General features: G+C 69.0%; 18 protein-coding genes and 2 pseudogenes. 7 read left to right on the top strand and 13 right to left on the bottom strand.

Annotation, left to right across the window (positions count from 1 at the left end; translation table 11 throughout):
• The first annotated feature begins 27 nt into the window (after positions 1-27).
• Positions 28-492 carry a DUF2231 domain-containing protein gene (locus tag OHB00_RS15395; RefSeq protein ID WP_207921682.1) on the top strand — a complete coding sequence of 155 codons (465 nt, stop codon included), beginning with the start codon at positions 28-30 and terminating at the stop codon, positions 490-492.
• Positions 493-964: 472 nt separating this feature from the next.
• On the opposite strand, the gene OHB00_RS15390 is transcribed toward OHB00_RS15395, so the two are convergent.
• Both OHB00_RS15390 and OHB00_RS15385 read right to left on the bottom strand, forming a co-directional pair.
• Complete coding sequence (locus OHB00_RS15390) at positions 965-1579, bottom strand: DedA family protein (protein WP_406435227.1); 615 nt, start codon at positions 1577-1579, stop codon at positions 965-967.
• 180 nt (positions 1580-1759) lie between these two features.
• Entirely contained in the window at positions 1760-2692 is a 933-nt protein-coding gene (locus OHB00_RS15385; RefSeq protein WP_406435225.1) for an oxidoreductase, read from the bottom strand.
• A 114-nt stretch (positions 2693-2806) separates the two neighbouring features.
• Here OHB00_RS15385 and OHB00_RS15380 point away from each other — a divergent pair, with 114 nt between their 5' ends.
• Entirely contained in the window at positions 2807-3400 is a 594-nt protein-coding gene (locus tag OHB00_RS15380) for a TetR family transcriptional regulator (RefSeq protein WP_406445798.1), read from the top strand.
• A 127-nt stretch (positions 3401-3527) separates the two neighbouring features.
• Positions 3528-3953, top strand: a complete 426-nt coding sequence (locus OHB00_RS15375; protein WP_406435223.1) for a hypothetical protein — start codon at positions 3528-3530, stop codon at positions 3951-3953.
• A 173-nt stretch (positions 3954-4126) separates the two neighbouring features.
• Here OHB00_RS15375 and OHB00_RS15370 read toward each other — a convergent pair whose 3' ends face one another.
• Both OHB00_RS15370 and OHB00_RS15365 read right to left on the bottom strand, forming a co-directional pair.
• On the bottom strand, positions 4127-4354 hold the full coding sequence (locus OHB00_RS15370; RefSeq protein ID WP_406445797.1) for a transposase: 228 nt from the start codon (positions 4352-4354) through the stop codon (positions 4127-4129).
• Positions 4349-4693, bottom strand: a pseudogene (locus OHB00_RS15365) (CoA transferase subunit A); the annotation flags it as partial. The gene OHB00_RS15370 and the pseudogene OHB00_RS15365, both read right to left, overlap by 6 nt.
• Before the next feature lie 152 nt (positions 4694-4845).
• On the opposite strand from OHB00_RS15365, the pseudogene OHB00_RS15360 reads away from it, so the two are divergent.
• A pseudogene (locus tag OHB00_RS15360) lies at positions 4846-5070 on the top strand (helix-turn-helix domain-containing protein); the annotation flags it as partial.
• 26 nt (positions 5071-5096) lie between these two features.
• Here the strand turns inward: OHB00_RS15360 and OHB00_RS15355 are convergent.
• The 5 genes from OHB00_RS15355 to OHB00_RS15335 form a co-directional block, all read right to left on the bottom strand.
• Complete coding sequence (locus tag OHB00_RS15355) at positions 5097-5642, bottom strand: TetR/AcrR family transcriptional regulator (RefSeq protein WP_406435221.1); 546 nt, start codon at positions 5640-5642, stop codon at positions 5097-5099.
• A 157-nt stretch (positions 5643-5799) separates the two neighbouring features.
• Positions 5800-6315 carry a DoxX family membrane protein gene (locus OHB00_RS15350; RefSeq protein WP_406435219.1) on the bottom strand — a complete coding sequence of 172 codons (516 nt, stop codon included), beginning with the start codon at positions 6313-6315 and terminating at the stop codon, positions 5800-5802.
• Between the two features lie 35 nt (positions 6316-6350).
• Positions 6351-7292 (bottom strand): fumarylacetoacetate hydrolase family protein, encoded by a 942-nt coding sequence (locus tag OHB00_RS15345; RefSeq protein WP_406435217.1) that lies wholly within the window; start codon positions 7290-7292, stop codon positions 6351-6353.
• 28 nt (positions 7293-7320) lie between these two features.
• Entirely contained in the window at positions 7321-8901 is a 1581-nt protein-coding gene (locus tag OHB00_RS15340; protein WP_406435215.1) for an MFS transporter, read from the bottom strand.
• Positions 8902-8936: 35 nt separating this feature from the next.
• Positions 8937-9875 carry an MBL fold metallo-hydrolase gene (locus tag OHB00_RS15335; RefSeq protein ID WP_406435213.1) on the bottom strand — a complete coding sequence of 313 codons (939 nt, stop codon included), beginning with the start codon at positions 9873-9875 and terminating at the stop codon, positions 8937-8939.
• A gap of 141 nt (positions 9876-10016) precedes the next feature.
• Between OHB00_RS15335 and OHB00_RS15330 the strand changes: the two genes are divergently transcribed.
• A complete protein-coding gene (locus tag OHB00_RS15330) occupies positions 10017-10664 on the top strand; it encodes a TetR/AcrR family transcriptional regulator (RefSeq protein ID WP_406435211.1) in 648 nt (215 codons plus the stop codon).
• Between the two features lie 937 nt (positions 10665-11601).
• On the opposite strand, the gene OHB00_RS15325 is transcribed toward OHB00_RS15330, so the two are convergent.
• Entirely contained in the window at positions 11602-12015 is a 414-nt protein-coding gene (locus OHB00_RS15325; protein ID WP_406435209.1) for a winged helix-turn-helix transcriptional regulator, read from the bottom strand.
• 101 nt (positions 12016-12116) lie between these two features.
• On the opposite strand from OHB00_RS15325, the gene OHB00_RS15320 reads away from it, so the two are divergent.
• On the top strand, positions 12117-13058 hold the full coding sequence (locus tag OHB00_RS15320) for an NADP-dependent oxidoreductase (protein WP_406435207.1): 942 nt from the start codon (positions 12117-12119) through the stop codon (positions 13056-13058).
• 73 nt (positions 13059-13131) lie between these two features.
• Here the strand turns inward: OHB00_RS15320 and OHB00_RS15315 are convergent, their stop codons facing one another.
• The 3 genes from OHB00_RS15315 to OHB00_RS15305 are packed head-to-tail and all read right to left on the bottom strand — an operon-like array spanning position 13132 to position 14696.
• Positions 13132-13350, bottom strand: a complete 219-nt coding sequence (locus OHB00_RS15315; RefSeq protein ID WP_406435205.1) for a hypothetical protein — start codon at positions 13348-13350, stop codon at positions 13132-13134.
• Between the two features lie 14 nt (positions 13351-13364).
• Entirely contained in the window at positions 13365-13973 is a 609-nt protein-coding gene (locus OHB00_RS15310; protein ID WP_406435203.1) for a DUF2993 domain-containing protein, read from the bottom strand.
• A 36-nt stretch (positions 13974-14009) separates the two neighbouring features.
• Entirely contained in the window at positions 14010-14696 is a 687-nt protein-coding gene (locus OHB00_RS15305; RefSeq protein ID WP_406435201.1) for a TetR/AcrR family transcriptional regulator, read from the bottom strand.
• 135 nt (positions 14697-14831) lie between these two features.
• On the opposite strand from OHB00_RS15305, the gene OHB00_RS15300 reads away from it, so the two are divergent.
• Positions 14832-16445: an MFS transporter gene (locus OHB00_RS15300; RefSeq protein WP_406435199.1), complete on the top strand. Its 1614-nt coding sequence runs from the start codon at positions 14832-14834 to the stop codon at positions 16443-16445.
• Positions 16446-16696: the final 251 nt, after the last annotated feature.

Raw genomic sequence — 16696 nt, 5'->3', positions numbered from 1 at the left:
CGAGAGCGAGCAGTGTTCAAAGAATTCATGGGTCTCCCCCTGCACCCGCTTGCGGTGCACGCGGCGGTAGTGCTCATCCCGTTGCTGGCGCTGGGCGCTGCTGGATACGCCATGCTGCCCCGGTTCCGCCCCCAGTTGGGCTGGGTGGTGTGGGTGCTCGCGGTGGTGACTCCTCTCATGGCGATCGTCGCCCGGGAGTCCGGTGAAAGCCTGCAGGAAGTGGTCACCGAGAAGCACTACCCGAGCAGCGTGCTTCACAAGGTGGCGCAACACGCGGACTACGCCGACACGTTGCAGCTTCTCAGTCTGGGACTCGGTATAACGACCATTCTGTTGTTGCTGCAGGTTCGCTCGAAGCGCGGAGCCCGTATGCCACGCTGGGCGCCTGCGGCGCTCGTTGTCGTCGTGGTGGGCCTCTCCGGCCTCAATCTCGTCTACTCGTACCTGGCCGGCGACTCGGGCGCCAAGCTTGTCTGGACCGGCGTGCTCTGACGCGCCGTCGGGCTTCGCTGGCGGTCAGGCAGTTCGCCGCCGTCCACGCAGGACGGGGTGGCGGTGGACGGCCTGACCGACAACGCCGGAGCGGTTCGAACCGCTGCCCGGGGCCTGCGAATGGGGGGCATGGGCCGAGGGCGTGACGGACGGCTGATCGTCGCGACAAGCTCCACACCGGTCTGGCCTTCGACGGCATTCAGCGTCCGTGGGAGCGTCGAGGCGGCTGCTCCGCCGCCCGCCAGTGCCCCGGTCGTCCCGTCCGACCTCACTCCGCGGTGCTGAGAAGCCTCATTGCCGTTCTCACCGAGTTCGCGCCGGGTGCTGACATGCGCGGCCGCTGGGGTACCGGGGGAGAAGGGAGGGGCGTCGGCGATCACCAGCGTCGGTGCCGAATCCGACGCCTTTGGCGTGCGGCGGCGTGGGTCTGTCGAGGGTGCGGCCGGCCCGTGCCTACGGCGGTGCCGCGCGGTCAGTGCAGGTCCCCCCGGGGAGTTCTCGGGGTGGGCGAGCCGGCCGCCGGTTTCCATGCGCTGCCCGGCGCGTCCCATGGACTACTTCTCCTCGGAATACGTGACGACGCGCATTGGCCGCGTTCGGAGGTTCGAGGAACCCCGCCCGACGCCACCACGCCACTCGCGGCCTGCACGCGGCCGCGACGGCGCTTGAGGACCCAAACAACGCAGAACAGCGCCACAGCAACGGCGGCAAACACGGCGGCGCCGATCAGCCCCGCCGAGTGCAGGACCCTGGTCGCCGCCGTGCCGACGAAGTAGCCGAGGAGCACGTTACCGGTGCCCCAGACCAGCGATGCGGCCGCGCTGTAGAAGAAGAAGCGGCGGTACGGCATGCCGGACGCTCCGGCGGCGAAGGGCAGGGAGGCCCGGATGACTCCGACGAACCTGCCGGTGAGCACGGCGGCTCCGCCGTGACGCGTCAGAAACGTCTGGGCCTTGCCGCTCCAGCCGCCGGATCGGAGCCGGCGCGCCAGCCAAGTGCCCGGATGCCGTCCGCAACGTCGGCCCAGCGCGTAACCGAGGCCAGGGGCCGCCGACCTGACGGTCGGCGGCGCCTCAAGCGTGCTCATACTCCCCACCCTCCCCACATCGTCCGAAACCGGAACAAGTGAGGAAGAGAAGCAGCTCTGGCCGGATTTCAAAGAGTCTCATCGCCGTTCGGAGCCGTGAGGCCGAGGCGCGGCAGCACGCGCTCCTCCCGGGCACTCGCTCACCGCTGCAGCTGTATGCGGGCCGAAGACGGCCTTGGGTCATGCCGATAGGGCGGGTGCGTAGGCCACACCGGTCAGCTCCTCGGACAGCACCCACAGGCGGCGTGCGGTGTCAGGGTCCTCCGCCGCAGGGTCGGGGCGGACGACCGTGGGATGTCCGCGCAACTCCTTCCATCCGTCAGGGCCGAAGAACTGCCCGCCCTCGACGTCCGGTGCCGTCGCGGCGCGCAGTTGGGGAAGCGCGCCGATCTCGACGTCCTGGGCGAACAGCCGGTTGACCAGGGCGCCTCCCACCCGGAACAGGCCGGTCGGGCCGGTGCGCTGGAGGTTGGTGGCTGTGATCCCGGGGTGGGCGAGCAGGCTGCGCACCGGACTGTCGGCCGCGCGGAGCCTGCGGTCGAGTTCCAGGCCGAAGAGGACGTTGGCGAACTTCGACTGGTCGTAGTACTTCACGCGCTGGTACTTCCGGGCGCCGGAGAGGTCGTCGAAGTGGATCTGCCCGCCGTGATGCCCGATCGAGCTGACGGTCACCACACGCGGGTCCCGACCTTGCCGCAGCAGGTCCATGAGCAGGCCGGTGAGGGCGAAGTGGCCGAGGTGGTTACCGGCGAACTGTGACTCGTGCCCCTGGGGGCTCAGCGTTCGGGGCGGCGTCATGACCCCCGCGTTGTTGATCAGGACGTCGACCTGCAGGGCGTCGACGTGCGCGCGGGCGGCGAACGCCTTGACCGAGTCCAGATCGGCGAGGTCGAGATGGCGCATCTCAAGGCTTGCGTCGGGATCGGCGGCGCGGATGTCGGCGGCGGCCCGGCGGCCCTTGGACTCGTTGCGTACGGCCATGACGACGTGTGCACCGTGCCGCGCCAGGTGGCGGGTGGTGGCCAGGCCGAGGCCGCTGTTGGCTCCGGTGACGACGAAGGTCCGGCCCGTCAGGTCGGGGATGAGGGATGCGGTCCATGTGCTGTCTGGCATGAGACCCAGACTGCCGTTACTGGCACAGTGAGTCAACTAGGGCCTGGCGGGACTCATCTGGCTCGGTCTAGCATCGGTGTCGTGGGAGATGCGAAGACGGCCCCGGCGGCCACCATGGCGGAGCGCAAGCGCCTGCTCGTGCGCAGCGAACTGGCGGAGGCCGCGGTCAAGCTGCTGGCCGACCAGGGATTCGAAGAGACGACGGTCGACCAGATAGTGGCCGCCGTGGGCATGTCACGCCGTACGTTCTCGCGCTACTTCGATTCCAAGGAAGACGTGATCGTGCACATGCTGGCGGAAGCCGGCGTGAAGTTGTGCGCGGAGCTGAACGCCCGGCCCGCCGACGAGCCGCCCGCGGTGGCGTTGCGTCGTGCCCTGTCGGTGTTCACCTCGATGAGCGTCGGCAATCCGGCCAAGATGCTGCGCGTGAGCAGGCTGATCCTCGACACCCCGGCCCTTCTGGCCCGCTTCCTGGAGCGGCAGTCCCAGTGGCAGGCCGAGATGACCGACATCCTCGCCCTGCGTGCCGGACTGGACCCGGACGTCGACCTGCGTCCTGCCGTCGCTGCCGGCGTCGCCCTGACGGCCTTCCAGGCCGCCCTGCGCCGCTGGGTGGACAGCGACGGCAGCGAAAGCCTGGACGAGGTCGTCGATCAGGCTCTTGCCCTGGTCGGACCGGTGATCGAACTCGGAGTCGATGCGGGCTGACCGACCCCCCAACGTGGTCGGTCCTCGACAACTCTCCGCTGCGCTTGGCTACTCGCACTCCGCCGCTAGCGCGGTGGGCATCTTCGGGGCCTCACTCGCCGGTGCGCTCCATGCCGTTGGCCGAGCCGTGCCATTCGCCGTCAACGCGGTTTCCTTTGCCGTGTCCGCGGCGTCGCTGCGTCTGATGCGTGCTCGATTCCAAGTGGACCGGCAGGACGTGCGGACGACGTCCCGCCTCACCACCGAGATCCGAGAGGGGCTCGGCTGGCTCTGGCGCCAGCCAGTCATCCGCTTCCTCACTCTGGTCTCGGCCGCGGACAAGGTGCGTTACGGCGCCGGCTACTTGTTGATCATCACCCTCGCCCGGCAAGTGGGCGCCTCACCGCTGCGGATCGGCGTCATCTTCAGCGGCGCGGCGGTCGGTGCCATGGCGGGGGCGCTGGTCTCGGACAGGGCCACGCGCCGCTTTCCGCTGGGCCGGATCGCCGTAGTGATGCTGTGGTTGGAGGCGTTGATGTTCCCGCAGTACGCACTCGCGCCCAACCGGGGCTGATGCAGGTCCGGGTGAAGAGATGTCACCCGATCGTGCGGCAGACCCGGGTGAAGAAGGTGCGCCCGCGGCTGCCACGGTAGCGGCCTTTGATCTTCCGGCTGGATCGGTCCGGCGGGTCCTGCATGTAGACGATCTTCTTCGTGGGATGCCAGACCAGCTCGGAATGGGGGTCTTCAAAGTTGAGCGGTGCGGAGGTGTCCGCGGGCCCGGCGTGTGGTGACGCACTGTGTCCGTAGTCGCTGGTCGTCGGCGTTGCGAAAACCGAAGGCGTTGCGAGCGACGAGCTTGATGACGCGGTTGATGCCTTCGCTCTTGGCATTGCTGTGCCCGGTGTCGATGAACGCTTCGATCTCCGGCCACCAACGATCGACGGTGACGGCAAGCTGCCTCACCTCGGGGATGCCGGTGCCGCCGGAGCGCAGCCGTTCGGCGAGGGTGCCCTGCGGGGTGAGTTCCACCTCCAGTTCACCGGCGAGGTACTGGCGGGCGAACTCCTTGTTCTCGCCGATGTAGGAGCCGGTCACCCGGGCGATCCGGCCGGCCGCCAGCAGGACGCCGAGGCCCTGGCCGTCCACGCCGCAGTTGTTGGAGACGACGCGCAGTCCGCCGGCGCCCTGGGCGTCAAGGGCGTCGATGAGCACGGTGGGTATGCCGCACAGACCGAAGCCGCCCACCGCCAGCGACGCCCCTTGCGGTATGTCGGCGACCGCCTCGGCGGCCGAGGCCATGACTTTGTCCACGTTGTTCATGCCTTTCTCCGGTGCCGGACGCAGTGTCCGGCACCGGGGTGGTGCCAGAGCTCATCGCACGGTGGTTACCGACTTCGGCTCGTCAGGGTGAACTTCGGCGAAGTCCCTGATGAGTCTGGGGCGGTGGCCGTATCTCGTGCTGTGTGAGATATGCGGATGGGGGCGGGCTGAGTGCCGCGGGACGCCGGCGCCGGAAGACCGTGCGGATGCAGGCGGCCGAGATGTTCGAGCGGAAGGTCAAGCCGTCGGATGTCGCGCGGCTATTGCGGGTGAGCCGGAAGTCGGCTCACCGGTGGCAGCAGTTGTGGCGGGATGGTGGTGTACAGGCTCTGGTCTCCCGTGGCCCGAGCGGTTCGGCCGAGTGGGCTCGGCTTCGTCCCGTACGCCGCCCAGGTCATGGCTGTGCTTTGAGGATCCCGCTGAGGACGATGTCGAGTGTGCGGTCGAGCCGCTCGGGCAGGTCGAACGGCTCTGGTTCCGCGCCGATCCACCGGATGATGCCGGAGAAGTATCCCGCTGCCAGGAGCGCTCCAGCGTGGTGCGGGTCCACCTCGGGCCTCACCTCATCGTGGCGCACGCCGTCATCGATGATGCGAGTCAACTCCGTTTCCAGGGAGGGGTCCTGAAGAAGGCGGCCGAAGCGGGCGGAGGCTTCCATGAGAACGGCAGTCTCCGCGCGCAACGCGATGTTCAGTTCGGCCATCTCCCGCAGGTAGCGCCGCAGTCGATCGGCAACCGGCAGATCCTCGGAGTGTTCCTGGCCGAGGATCTCCGACACGCGGGCCCGGCGGCGAGCGCCCCACTCCTCCAGGAAGCCGACCTTCTGGGAGAAGTGGTTGAAGACAGTGGCCCGGGCGACATCGGCGCGTTCGGCGATCTGGTCCATGGTGGTCGGCTCATAGCCATGAGCGACGAAGAGTCCGATCGCGGCTGTGTACAACTCGTCATGAACCCGACGCCACTTGCGTTCGCGGCGGTTGGCGGGCGGGATGATGTCCTCCTCCGGGGGGCGGCGCGTCGGCGGCGGGCCCGGAGTGCCGCCTTCATGCCCGGCGATCAGTTTCCTTCTGGACTGTAGTCCGACAATGGCTCTCGGGTCAGACGCTGACTGCCCCCGGCAGCGCGGGCTGCTGCGGCGGTGTCGACTGCGCCGCTGTGTGCCTGCGGTCGAGCCCCAACAGGGAGTCGAGCGACAGGGCGCCCGGTCCGAGCGTGAGCAGTGCCAGCAGCGCGGCGAGCATGAGGAAGTCGATCTCAGCTCCCCCTGAGCCCTTTGGTCCGAGGACACCCAGGTGGAGGGTGTTGAGTTTGACCAGAACCCCCGTGCCCAGCATTTCGAGGCTGAGGAGCGCCGCGGCGACGCGGGCCAGGAGGCCCAGCACGAGCAGTCCGCCGCAGGCGAGCTCCATGGATGGCACGAGCCAGCGCAGTACCGAGGTGAGAGGCAGCCCGGCGGGCCGCAAAAGGTAGTTCTCGAAGTTGTCGAGACCCAGAATGTTGATCTTGTAGAGGCCATGGAGGATCATCAGCCAGCCGATCGTCGTCCGCAGGACGAGCAGCGGCAGATCGTTGAGCCTGGTGAGCCGGTTCGCGGCTGAGCCGTAGAGGCGCATTGTCGAGTCCTTCTGTGGGCGGGGAACGGGGAGAGTCAGGGTCTGCGTCGGGCCGGCCGTACAGGGACGGGCGAGCGCCCCTGTACAACCGTGTTGGTGATGGCACCTAGTCCCGTGGCGGTGATGGTGACGGTGTCGCCGGGGCGCAGCGGCGGAGGGTCGTGGCGTCCGGAACGGCCCCAGAGTTCGGCGAGACAGCCGCCGCCCCCGCACGTGCCGGAGCCGAGGACGTCGCCGGGGCGGACGGTGGTGCCGCGGGAGGCATGGGCGGTCATCTCCTCGAACGTCCAGGCCATGTTGGCGAGCGTGTCACCGCCGACCTTGGTGCCGTTGACCTCGACGACGAGCTCCAGGTCCAGGAACCCTTCAGGGGTGCGGTAGGCCTCAAGATCGTCCGGAGTGACCAGCCAGGGCCCGAGCGTGGTGGAACTGTCCTTGCCCTTGGACGGCCCCAGCTTGACCCGCATCTCCCGCCCCTGGAGATCGCGGGCGCTCCAGTCGTTGAGCAGGGTGTAGCCGATGATGTGCTCTCGTGCCTGTTCCGGTGTGAGGTCACTGCCCCCGCGTCCGATGACGGCCGCGACCTCGACTTCGAAGTCGAACAGCTCGCATCCGGGTGGAACGGGTACGTCGGCGCCGGTGCCGATCACGGAGTAGGGGTTGGTGAAGTAGAACACCGGCTCGGCGTACCACTCTTCGGGCACGGAGTCGCCGAAGCCCCGGGCGATGCCTTCGACGTGGCCTTCGAAGGTCATGAAGTCCCGGACCGTCGGCGGCAGGAAGGGCGCCAGCAGCGTGACGTCGCTCAGGGCGTACACCCCTCCGGCGGGGGTCGCGGCCGCGCAGTCCCAGAGGGCCTGGGAGCCGCGCCTGATCAGATCCAGCAGGTCCGTGCCCTCGGGGAAGGCGTGGACGGTGTCGCCGACGACGGCTCCCGACAGCCGTTTTCCGTAGTGGTCGAATGTGGCCAGTCGCATGATCTGCCCTCCGTTGCGGGCGGGTGGGTCAGTGGGCGGCGGGTGCCGAGGTCTCTACGGTCTGGGGCTTGCGGGTGAGGAAGATGCCGGAGATGACTGCGGCGGCAAGGCAGGCGACGGAGGTGACGATCAGGCCCGTGTCGTAGCCGTGGGCGAGGGCCTGCTGTGCCAGCGGGGCGACCTTGGCGCTCGCCGGCCCGAGCGGGGCTGACAGCACAGCCAGCGGTCCGCCTTGGGCGAAGACGGCGTCGACGATGTGGCCCTCCTGCGCGGTGAGGCCGGCCGAGCCCAGCTTTCCGGCGAGGTCGGTGGCGGCGATGCTCAGGGAGACGGCGCCGATGATGGCCGGGCCGAGAGTCTGGCCGAAGTCGCGGACGAGATTGGTGGCGGCGCTGGCCATGCCGGTGAGCTCGCTCGGCACGATGTTGACCGCTGCGGCTGTGAGTGCGGAGACGATCAGACCGAAGCCGGTGCCGTTCAGGAGCAGCGGCCCGAGGATCGACGTGAGCGCCGTGTCGCTGATCGGGACGCCGCTCAGCCACAGCTGCCCGGCCCCCACGCTGAGGAAGCCTGCCACCAGCATCAATCCGGGGCTGACCCTGCGCAGCAGCCTGACCAGCAGCGGCCAGACGAAGGGGGTGATTCCCTGGATGATCAGAAAAGGAACGGCCGCCTGCAGCGGACTCTGGTGCTGAATGGCGCCGACCCGGATGCTCAGGTCGTACGCACCGCCGAGGAAGCCGAACATCCCGATCACGGCGACGACCGCTGCGGCGGTGAACGCGGGGTTACGGAACAGCTCCAGCCGCAGCATCGGCGACGCCGACCGGTTCTCCACCGCGACGAACGCCACCATCAGCGCGGCCGCCATCGCGAACGCCCCGACGATTGACTCCGAGCCCCAGCCTGCCGTAGGCCCCTGGATGATCCCGTACAGCAGGGCCAGCAGCGCTCCGGCGATGGTGAGTTGCCCTGGCCAGTCCAGTGACCGTCCCTGCGGCGCGCTGGATTCTCCGGCGAGCAGCAGGCTCACCGCGGCCGAGGCGACGGCCAGTATCCCGACGGCGGCGAAGGCCCACTGGAAGGCGGTGTATTCCACGATCGCGCCGGACAGCAGCGGCGCGATGAACGCGCCCAGCGACAGCGCCGTGGTCCAGGAGGCCAGGCCCCGGGCCCGGGACTCCGGATCCGGCGTGGCCGTGACCACCAGGGCGAGCGAGGAGGGGAACAGTGCGGCGGCCCCGATGCCGGAGATGGCCTGGCCCGCGATCAGCTGGCCCGCCGAATCGGCGGTGGCCGCGATGAGATAGCCGAGGGCACCGATCACGGCGCCGGCCACCATCAGCCGCTTACGGCCGAAGAGGTCACCGAGGACGCCGAAGGTCAGTTCCAGAATGGCGGTGGGCACCAGGAAGGCGGCGCTGATCCAGGTGAGCTGGGAGCCGCTGGTGTGGAGGGTCTGCTGAATCTCCCCGTTGATCGCGGCGGGCAGCACCAGTCCGATCTGGGCGACGCAAACTGCCAGGCAGGCGGCGATCAGCGTGCCGAGGCGCCGTCGCGAGGTGGTGGTCGGCCCGGCGTGCGCCAAGGGTGGTGCGATGGAGACCATGTCTTCTCCCAAGGGCGAGGGACGTGCGGATGGGTTCAGGAGCCGTACAGCAGTTCGGCCATGCAGCCGAACAGTCCGGGGCCGTCGAGCGGAGGCAGTGAGGGGTCGAGCTCCCGGTAGACGGTGTGCACGTTGACGGCCAGGCGTTCGCTCTCGTCCAGGTCGGCGAAGCGGCCCAGGCGGATGTCGCGTGCCGCGTCCATGGCGGGCATGCCGGCGGTGAAGCGGGCGGTGGCCTGCTCGTGGACGTATGCGAGGTAGTCGCGGATCTCGCGGACGGCCTGCTTGGTGGTGACGGGGCCGTGGCCGGGTACGACGATGTCGGCGTCGAGGCCCAGCAGCAGGTCGCAGGCAGCGAGCCAGCGGGCGAAGGGACCGTGCCAGACGACCGGCGCTGCTCCGGCGAAGACGATGTCGCCGGTGTAGACGGTCCGGGCCTGCGGCACGTGGACGATCGTGTCGCCGGCGCTGTGCGCGGGCCCCACGTCGATGAGGCGGACCTCGGTCCCGCCGATGTCGAGGACGGTCTCGCCGTCGAAGACCCGGTGCGGGAGGACGGGTTCGATGTCGGTGTGGTCGAAGCGGCCGAAGATCCGGCGGGCGAAGTGTCCGGCCGGGCTGTCCATGCCGGTCAGTGCGCGCATTTCGGCCGGGCCCACCTGCCGCATGTCCGCCACGGACCCGCGGGCCGCGATGATCTCGGCGTGGGACACGAGCTGGTTGCCGAACCAGTGGTCGCCGTTGCCGTGGGTGTTGACCACGGTGGAGATCGGTGCGGGAGCGGTGAGCGGTGCCAGCGCGTCGAGCATGGCCTTGGTCAGCCGCAGGTCGTAGAGGGTGTCGACGAGCAGTGACGCGCCCCGGCCGGTGATCAGCCCGGCGTTGCTCATGCCCCATCCGGCATCGCCCGCGATCCAGGCGTAACAGCCGTGTCCGAGCTCGACAAGGCCCGTCCGGGATGTCACGGAAGCCACGTTGCCTCCTTGTCAGCGTCCCGCGACCAACAGCGCGAGACTTTCATCCACTGCTGGACTCGGGTCCAGCAGTGGCGAGGAATCTAGAGCGGTCCCGGGGTGGGGTCAAGAGCTGTGCGGCCTTGTGCTGTACTGAGGGCCATGAAGATCCGGGACGCGGCAGCCGCCTCCGAGGGCGGCGCGGCCGTCGGACGCCAGGAGCGCAGGCGTCGGAAGCTGCACGACCAGCTGTATGAGACGGCGGTCGGTCTCTTCGTCGCCCAGGGATACGAGGCGACCACCATGGAGCAGATCGCCGCGGCCGCCGATGTCGCCCGGGCCACCGTCTTCAACCACTTCACGCAGAAGGTCGGCTTCCTCGAGGAATGGGGAGTCCGCCGCCGCGCCCGCGTCGCTGAGATCCTCGGCGCGGAGCACGCCGAGGACCTGCCGGTCGGCGACCGGCTGCGCCGCTACCTGAAGGAGATGGGCGACCTCAACGTTGCCTCCCGCGCGGAGACCACCGTCCTGATGGACGCCTCAGCGCGGCACGGGTACCTCCTGCAGGATCCGTCCCTGGAAGTCGAACTCGCCAGGATCGTCGAGCAAGGGCGGCAACGCGGGGAGATCAGGGCGGGCGTCGACTGCGACCAGGCCGGCCAACTGCTGGCCGCCTGCTACTTCTCGACGATCCTGCGCTGGATCCGCGAGGAACCGGCCCCCTTCGACCTGCACGAGCGCCTCGCCGGGGCGCTCGACATCATCCTGCTGGGCCTTCTTGCCGACGAGGCACATGCCGGGGAACCCTGACGGTTCCCCTCACCGCCGCCTTGAGGCAGAAGGCCGGTGGGCCCCATCAATCAAGCAAGCTCATGGCTCCTGCGTGATCGTTCTGCGTAGAGAACAGAAATGATCACGCAGCACCCCGGGCATCTTGCCGGCCCAACACAAATAGTGACGCCCGATCAGCAGACCGAGCCAGCGCACCGCTCAACTTCGAAGACCCGCTATTACGCGGAAACGGAGACGATAGGGCGGTCCCGGATGTGTACGAGGTCGCGGACTCTTACGACGGCTACCAGGGTTAGTCTCCGCCTCAGAACGGCCTTCTGCCGGAATCAGGTACGCGGGCAACAATGGTTGCCCCATTCTGCGGTGGGCCCGTCGGCATGTCTACGTGTGAGAACGTGGTTCCGAATACTGTGACCGTGACCTCCTCGACGGCAATTGGTGGGTGGGCGTAGGTGTCCCAGGTCTCGGAGAATTTGGCGTGCCGGGAGAGCGCTTGTACGGTCTTTGGATCGTGCTTGCCAGAGCCGCCGAGCGAGGTGGTGTAAAAGTGCTTGAGGTCGTGGAAGCGGGTTCTGCCTGGAAGCCCGGCTTGTTCCACGGCCTTTCGCCGGCGGTGACGCAGTGTGACGTGTGTCCTCGTGTGGCTGTGTGCCGCGGTTGCTTGTGGCGGGTCACGTCCCGTACTTTCCGGCGTAGCCAGCGATTATGCACAGCTGTTCATGGTGCACATCATGGTGTGACGGTCAAGTCGCCGTGTGCCTGAAAGTCAATGCGGGCCGCGTGACGTCGGCGGTGCGAAGCATTCAGGGGGCGGTGGGCGCTCTGCGAGCCAACGGCCACACCTGAATGGGGAGGTCGTGATTCGAGAGTAATTGTCAAGAGTTGTGGATCGCTGGACTTGGGTGTTCTGAGATGAGCTGAGCTGCGACGCGGGACCACCGGTGGCGCGAGGCGGTCAGGCCGTGACTGGTTGTACCTCCTGGGCGGCTCGCGCTTCGTAAGCGTCGCGGGCATCCAGGACGGCGTTGATGTTCTCCTCCGACCATGTGCGGATCGCCTGCATCAGCGCGGTGACGCTCCCGCCCAGTTCGGTGGCCGCGTATTCGACCTTCGGCGGAATGGTCGGGTAGACCGTGCGGGCGACGAGGCCGTCCCGCTCCAGGGTACGCAGGGTCTGGGTGAGCATCTTCTGAGTGATGCCGTCCAGACGGCGCCGCAGCTCGCCAAAGCGCATCGGGCCGCGGGACAGTGCGCCCATGACCAGCATGGTCCACTTGTTGGCGAGTACGTCCAGGATCTGGCGGGAGGGGCAGGCAGCCAGATAGGCATCCGCGCCGCCGTAGAAGCGCAGGTTGTCAGTAGTACCCATGAGGTACCTATATACCTTTGAAGTGCCTTCTGTTCAACGGGTACCGCCCTGCCGAAGGATAGGGACATCCCGAACGGCTTTCCCAACAGGAGTGCATGACGATGCGTGCGATCACTCAGAAGACCTTCGGCGGCCCCGAGGTGCTGGAGCTCGTCGACGACGCGCCCAAGCCGGCACCTGGACCGACGCAGGTGCTGGTCCGAGTCAGAGCGACCAGCGTCAACCCCGTGGAACTGTTCGTCCGCTCCGGCGCCTTCCCGTTGCTGGGCGAGCCGCCTTTCGTCCTTGGCTGGGACGTCTCCGGGGTGGTGGAGCAGGTCGATCCGGGTGTGCACCGGTTCAAGGTCGGCGACGAGGTCTACGGGATGCCGTACTTCCCGGCCGCGGCCGGGGCGAACGCCGAGTACCTGGTCGCCCCCGCACGGCAGTTGGCTCGCAAGCCGACAGGGATCAGCCACGAGGAGGCCGCGGCACTGCCGCTGGTCGGACTGACCGCCTGGCATGCGCTGGTGGAGATCGCGCAGCTGCGGCCGGGGCAACGGGTGCTGATCCACGGTGCGGGCGGCGGGCTCGGTCACGTCGCGGTGCAGCTGGCCGAGCACCTCGGCGCAGAGGTGATCGGCACGGCGAGCGCGTCCAAGCACGACTTCCTGCGCGGGTTGGGCGCGGACCAGCTGGTCGACTACCGGACCCAGGACTACACCGAGGTGCTCCAGGACGCGCCGGTGGACGTGGTGTTGGAGACCCTGGGCGGTGGGAACGCCGAGCGTTCCTTGGGCGTGCTGCGGCGGGGCGGTGTGCTGGTGACGGCGGTGGAGCGGCTCAGCACCACCCTGCCCAAGCTGGCGGAGCAGTCCGGCGTACGCTTCGCGGCGGTCGGCGTGGAACCGGACCCGGCCGGCCTGGAAGCGCTGACCGAGCTGGTCGAGGCGGGGAGGCTTCGGGTGCACTTGCAGCAGGTGTTCCCGCTGGAGAAGTTGCCGCAGGCGCACGAGGTGCTGGCTGCCGGCGGCGTGCAGGGCAAGCTGGCGATCACGGTCTGAAAGGACTCACGCCCGCGGGGGGCGGTGAGTCATCGTCAATACCTCTGGCTCCGAGGTGTTCGTCCTTCGCTGATCAGCTGCTTCCGAGCAGTCGTGCTGTGCTCTGGGCGGGTTTCTCGTCACGGGTGTAGATCGTCCGTGTCACGACCTGTTCGGTGCCGGGGTCGTCGAGCCAGTGGGCAAGGAAGTCGTGCCCGTCGATGATCCAGGATCGGCCCTTGCTCGCTGTGCAGCGTCGCCGTAGGACGGTCAGTGAGACGTCGCGGTTGGGGGAGGGCAGGAGTCGGACCACGTCTCGGCAACGGCTCAGAGCGGCCTGGCGTGTTTGTCCAGGCCGTAGGGATGCGATGACTCTCCCCGGCGTACAGCCCGACGCGTCATGTCGCCGACCACCGGAAGAGTGGCTGTCGCGTTGATCCGGTCCGCCCGGTCACCCCGCGACACCTCCACGCCGAGCGCGTTCGACACGTCCGCGTACGACAGGTAGGCGGTCGCCTCGGCCTTGCGGGCGTGGGCCTCGTCGGCGCTCCCCGAGGTCTCCAGTCCGTCCATCCCGACCGTCAGTCTGGTCACCGGCAGGGGCCGGGTCGTGCCGTTCGCGGGTATGTCGTGGGCGGTGAGGTCGACGTGGTCCAGGCGGCCCGCGGCGAGTTGGGTCACCACGGGGAACCCGCTGACGTGCACGGAGGGCCGCTCGGTGGTTCCCATGCCGTCCTGGAAGGCCTTGGCCGTACGGCTCTCCGCGCGCGCTGCGGCGATCCGGTCGACCGTGACTCCGCCGACCAGCAAGGCCGCCAGGGAGGCGGCGGCGACGATCAGGCGCCGCCTCGTCCGGGTCGGGGCGCTCACGTACACGGAGCCGTCGCCGTAGTAGGGCTCATCGACGTACTCCGCGTCGTACCGGGGCTGGTACATGTCTCTCCTCTTCGAGTGGTGCCCGGGGAAGTGCGTCTACGCGGCGTCGTCGCTCTCGGGCCGGGCGAGACCGTGGACACACCTCGCGGCGCTGTCGCCGTCCACGCCCATCGCGATCAGGGCGGCGGTCGCGGTGCCGGTGCCGTCGTCGCCCCAGACCCCGCTGTTCACGCAGTCCACAAGCCCCAGCAGGTGCCCCTCCAGCGCCCGGGTCAGCACGGCCGGCGGAATGCCGGTCTGGAAAACGCCCTGCCGCCGGCCCCGGGAGATGACCGCTTCCGCCATGTCGCGCGCGGGGGCGAGGACCTCGGCGACCCGTTCGGGCCCGAGGTCCTGGGGGGCGAGGCGGAGCAGGATGCGGTAGCGGTCACCGATGGGCCACACGGCGAGGACGAAGCGCGCCAACTCCGTGACGGCATCCGCCACCGGCACCTGCGGGACGGCGAGCGCCTGCCGCAACGCCTGCGCGGCCTCCTGCACCAGCCCCTCCACGAGGGCGGCCCGGCCGTTGAAGTGGCCGTAGACCGTACGACGCACCACGCCTGCCGCCTCGGCGATGTCGCCGAGGCTGCTGTCGGGGTCACGGCCGAGTTGCTGCCGGGCCGCTTCGAGGATGCGGGCCCGTGTGAGCAGGGTTCGGCCGCGTTCCGGGGCGGCTGTGACGGGGGTGGTGATCATGTCGGACCTCTGGTTGACGGGGAGGGCGAATCGATAGTTGCACATAGGCGGGCAATAAAATAGTCTGCACATCATCGGGCAATTAACTGCCCCGGTGCCGTGCCACCCCTGTCCGCGGCCGCACCGCTCCCATCCCGCACCCCGAAGCCTCCGCTTCACCTCCTGCCGAGGAGCCTGACGATGCCGCTCTTTGCGAAGACACCCGTCGAGACGACGACCGAGCCGTATCCGCGCCGCTGGTGGGCCCTGCTGGTGCTCTGCCTGAGCCTGCTGATCGTCGTCATGGCGAACACGTCGCTGATCGTGGCCGCCCCCGACATGACCAGGGACCTGGGGCTGAGCAGCAGCGATCTCCAGTGGGTCATCGACGGCTACACCGTCCCCTACGCCGCGCTGATGCTGGTGCTGGGCGCGACAGGCGACAAGTACAGCCGCCGTGGTGCGCTCGTCCTGGGCCTGCTGATCTTCATCGGCGGTTCGGTGATGGGCGGCCTGGTCGACGAGACGAACCTCGTCATCGCCGCCCGCGCGATCATGGGCGTCGGTGCGGCCGTCGTCATGCCAGCCACGCTGTCGCTGCTTGTCGCGATCTTCCCGAGGGCCGAGCGGGCCAAGGCGATCACCGCCTGGTCCGCCACCTCCGGACTCGCCATCGCCGCCGGTCCGCTGGCCGCCGGCTGGCTGCTGCGGGACCACGCCTGGGGCTCGACCTTCCTGATGAACGTCCCCGTCGCCGTCCTCGGCGTCGTGGGTGCGCTGCTCCTGGTGCCGCCGTCGAAGGCGGAGGGCATGGGCCGGATCGACTACGTCGGCGGTCTGCTGTCGATCGTCTCGGTCGGCTCCCTGGTCTACGCGACCATCGAGGGCCCGCACTTCGGCTGGGGCGTCGGCCCGATCACCGCGGCCGTCGTCGCCGGCGTGGGGCTGCTGGCCTTCGTGGCGTGGGAGTCGAGGCACCCGAACCCGATGCTGGACGTGCGCAGGTTCGCCGAGCGGCCCTTCGGCGGCTCGATGCTCGCGGTGCTGTTCTTCTTCTTCGGCACCTTCGGCTCGATCTACTACTCCACCCAGTTCCTGCAGTTCGTCCTCGGCTACGACGCCCTGGAGACCGGCGTACGGCTGCTGCCGCTGGCCGGTGCGGTCTTCGTCGGCGCCGCGGTGACCGGCCGGATCGCCCCGAAACTGGGCGTGAAGCTGGTGGTCGGCGGCGGCATGGTGATCGGCACGGCGGGCGTCCTCCTGCTCACGCGCATCGAGTCAGGCTCGACGTACACCGACTTCCTGGCGCCCCTGCTGCTGCTCGGCTTCGCGATCGGCCTGAGCCTGTCCCCGGCCACCGACACCATCATGGGGTCCTTCCCGGAGGACGAGTTGGGTGTCGGCGGCGGCGCCAACGACACCGCGCTGGAACTCGGCGGCGCCCTGGGCATCGCGATCCTCGGCTCGCTGCTGGCCACCTCGTACAAGGACAAGCTGACCGACCTGATCGGCGGCCGGCTCCCGGCCGAGGCCATGGACACCGCCAAGGACTCCGTCGGCGGCGGCATCGCGGTCGCCGAGCAGGTCGGCAAGAACCCGCAGGGCGGCGCCGAACAGGCCCAGGTCCTGCTCGGCGCGGTGCACGAGTCCTTCGCCCACGCCATCGCCCACACCAGTCTCATCGGCGGCATCATCATGGCCGTCGCCACGGTGATCGTCATCGCCGTCCTGCCCGGCCGCAAGCGCGACACCACGCGCGGTCAGGAAGAAGCGGCGGAGACGAGCGAGGAGCGGACCGAGACCGTGGGTGCCTGAGCCCCCCACACCGGAGGCCGGAGCCCAGGACCCGGCCTCCTCCGCCCCCAGGACGGGCCGTGCCTTGAGCGGCGCCCGGCCCCGGGACGGTGCCGGGAGGTGACACCCGGCGCCGTTCCCCCGCCGGTTTCTCACTGCCGGGGGAGCGGGAACGGTTCTCACTGCCGGGGGAGCGAAATGGGCGACCCCGAGGGTGCGGCGCCCAGAAACGGGCGCCCGCCACAGACATGTCGCCGTCGGAACACCCGGTG

Source organism: Streptomyces sp. NBC_00631 (genome assembly GCF_045206895.1).
Taxonomy (GTDB): Bacteria; Actinomycetota; Actinomycetes; order Streptomycetales; family Streptomycetaceae; genus Streptomyces.
This window is presented reverse-complemented; position numbering and strand designations above follow the sequence as displayed.

What these genes read in the sequence shown, in the direction of transcription:
- OHB00_RS15385 (WP_406435225.1), bottom strand. Translation starts at nt 2,692, where the DNA reads ATGCCAGACAGCACATGGACCGCATCCCTCATCCCCGACCTGACGGGC.
- OHB00_RS15300 (WP_406435199.1), top strand. Translation starts at nt 14,832, where the DNA reads ATGCCGCTCTTTGCGAAGACACCCGTCGAGACGACGACCGAGCCGTAT.
- OHB00_RS15345 (WP_406435217.1), bottom strand. Translation starts at nt 7,292, where the DNA reads ATGCGACTGGCCACATTCGACCACTACGGAAAACGGCTGTCGGGAGCC.
- OHB00_RS15325 (WP_406435209.1), bottom strand. Translation starts at nt 12,015, where the DNA reads ATGGGTACTACTGACAACCTGCGCTTCTACGGCGGCGCGGATGCCTAT.
- OHB00_RS15330 (WP_406435211.1), top strand. Translation starts at nt 10,017, where the DNA reads ATGAAGATCCGGGACGCGGCAGCCGCCTCCGAGGGCGGCGCGGCCGTC.
- OHB00_RS15350 (WP_406435219.1), bottom strand. Translation starts at nt 6,315, where the DNA reads ATGCGCCTCTACGGCTCAGCCGCGAACCGGCTCACCAGGCTCAACGAT.
- OHB00_RS15395 (WP_207921682.1), top strand. Translation starts at nt 28, where the DNA reads ATGGGTCTCCCCCTGCACCCGCTTGCGGTGCACGCGGCGGTAGTGCTC.
- OHB00_RS15380 (WP_406445798.1), top strand. Translation starts at nt 2,807, where the DNA reads ATGGCGGAGCGCAAGCGCCTGCTCGTGCGCAGCGAACTGGCGGAGGCC.
- OHB00_RS15320 (WP_406435207.1), top strand. Translation starts at nt 12,117, where the DNA reads ATGCGTGCGATCACTCAGAAGACCTTCGGCGGCCCCGAGGTGCTGGAG.
- OHB00_RS15305 (WP_406435201.1), bottom strand. Translation starts at nt 14,696, where the DNA reads ATGTGCAACTATCGATTCGCCCTCCCCGTCAACCAGAGGTCCGACATG.
- OHB00_RS15310 (WP_406435203.1), bottom strand. Translation starts at nt 13,973, where the DNA reads ATGTACCAGCCCCGGTACGACGCGGAGTACGTCGATGAGCCCTACTAC.
- OHB00_RS15390 (WP_406435227.1), bottom strand. Translation starts at nt 1,579, where the DNA reads ATGAGCACGCTTGAGGCGCCGCCGACCGTCAGGTCGGCGGCCCCTGGC.
- OHB00_RS15340 (WP_406435215.1), bottom strand. Translation starts at nt 8,901, where the DNA reads ATGGTCTCCATCGCACCACCCTTGGCGCACGCCGGGCCGACCACCACC.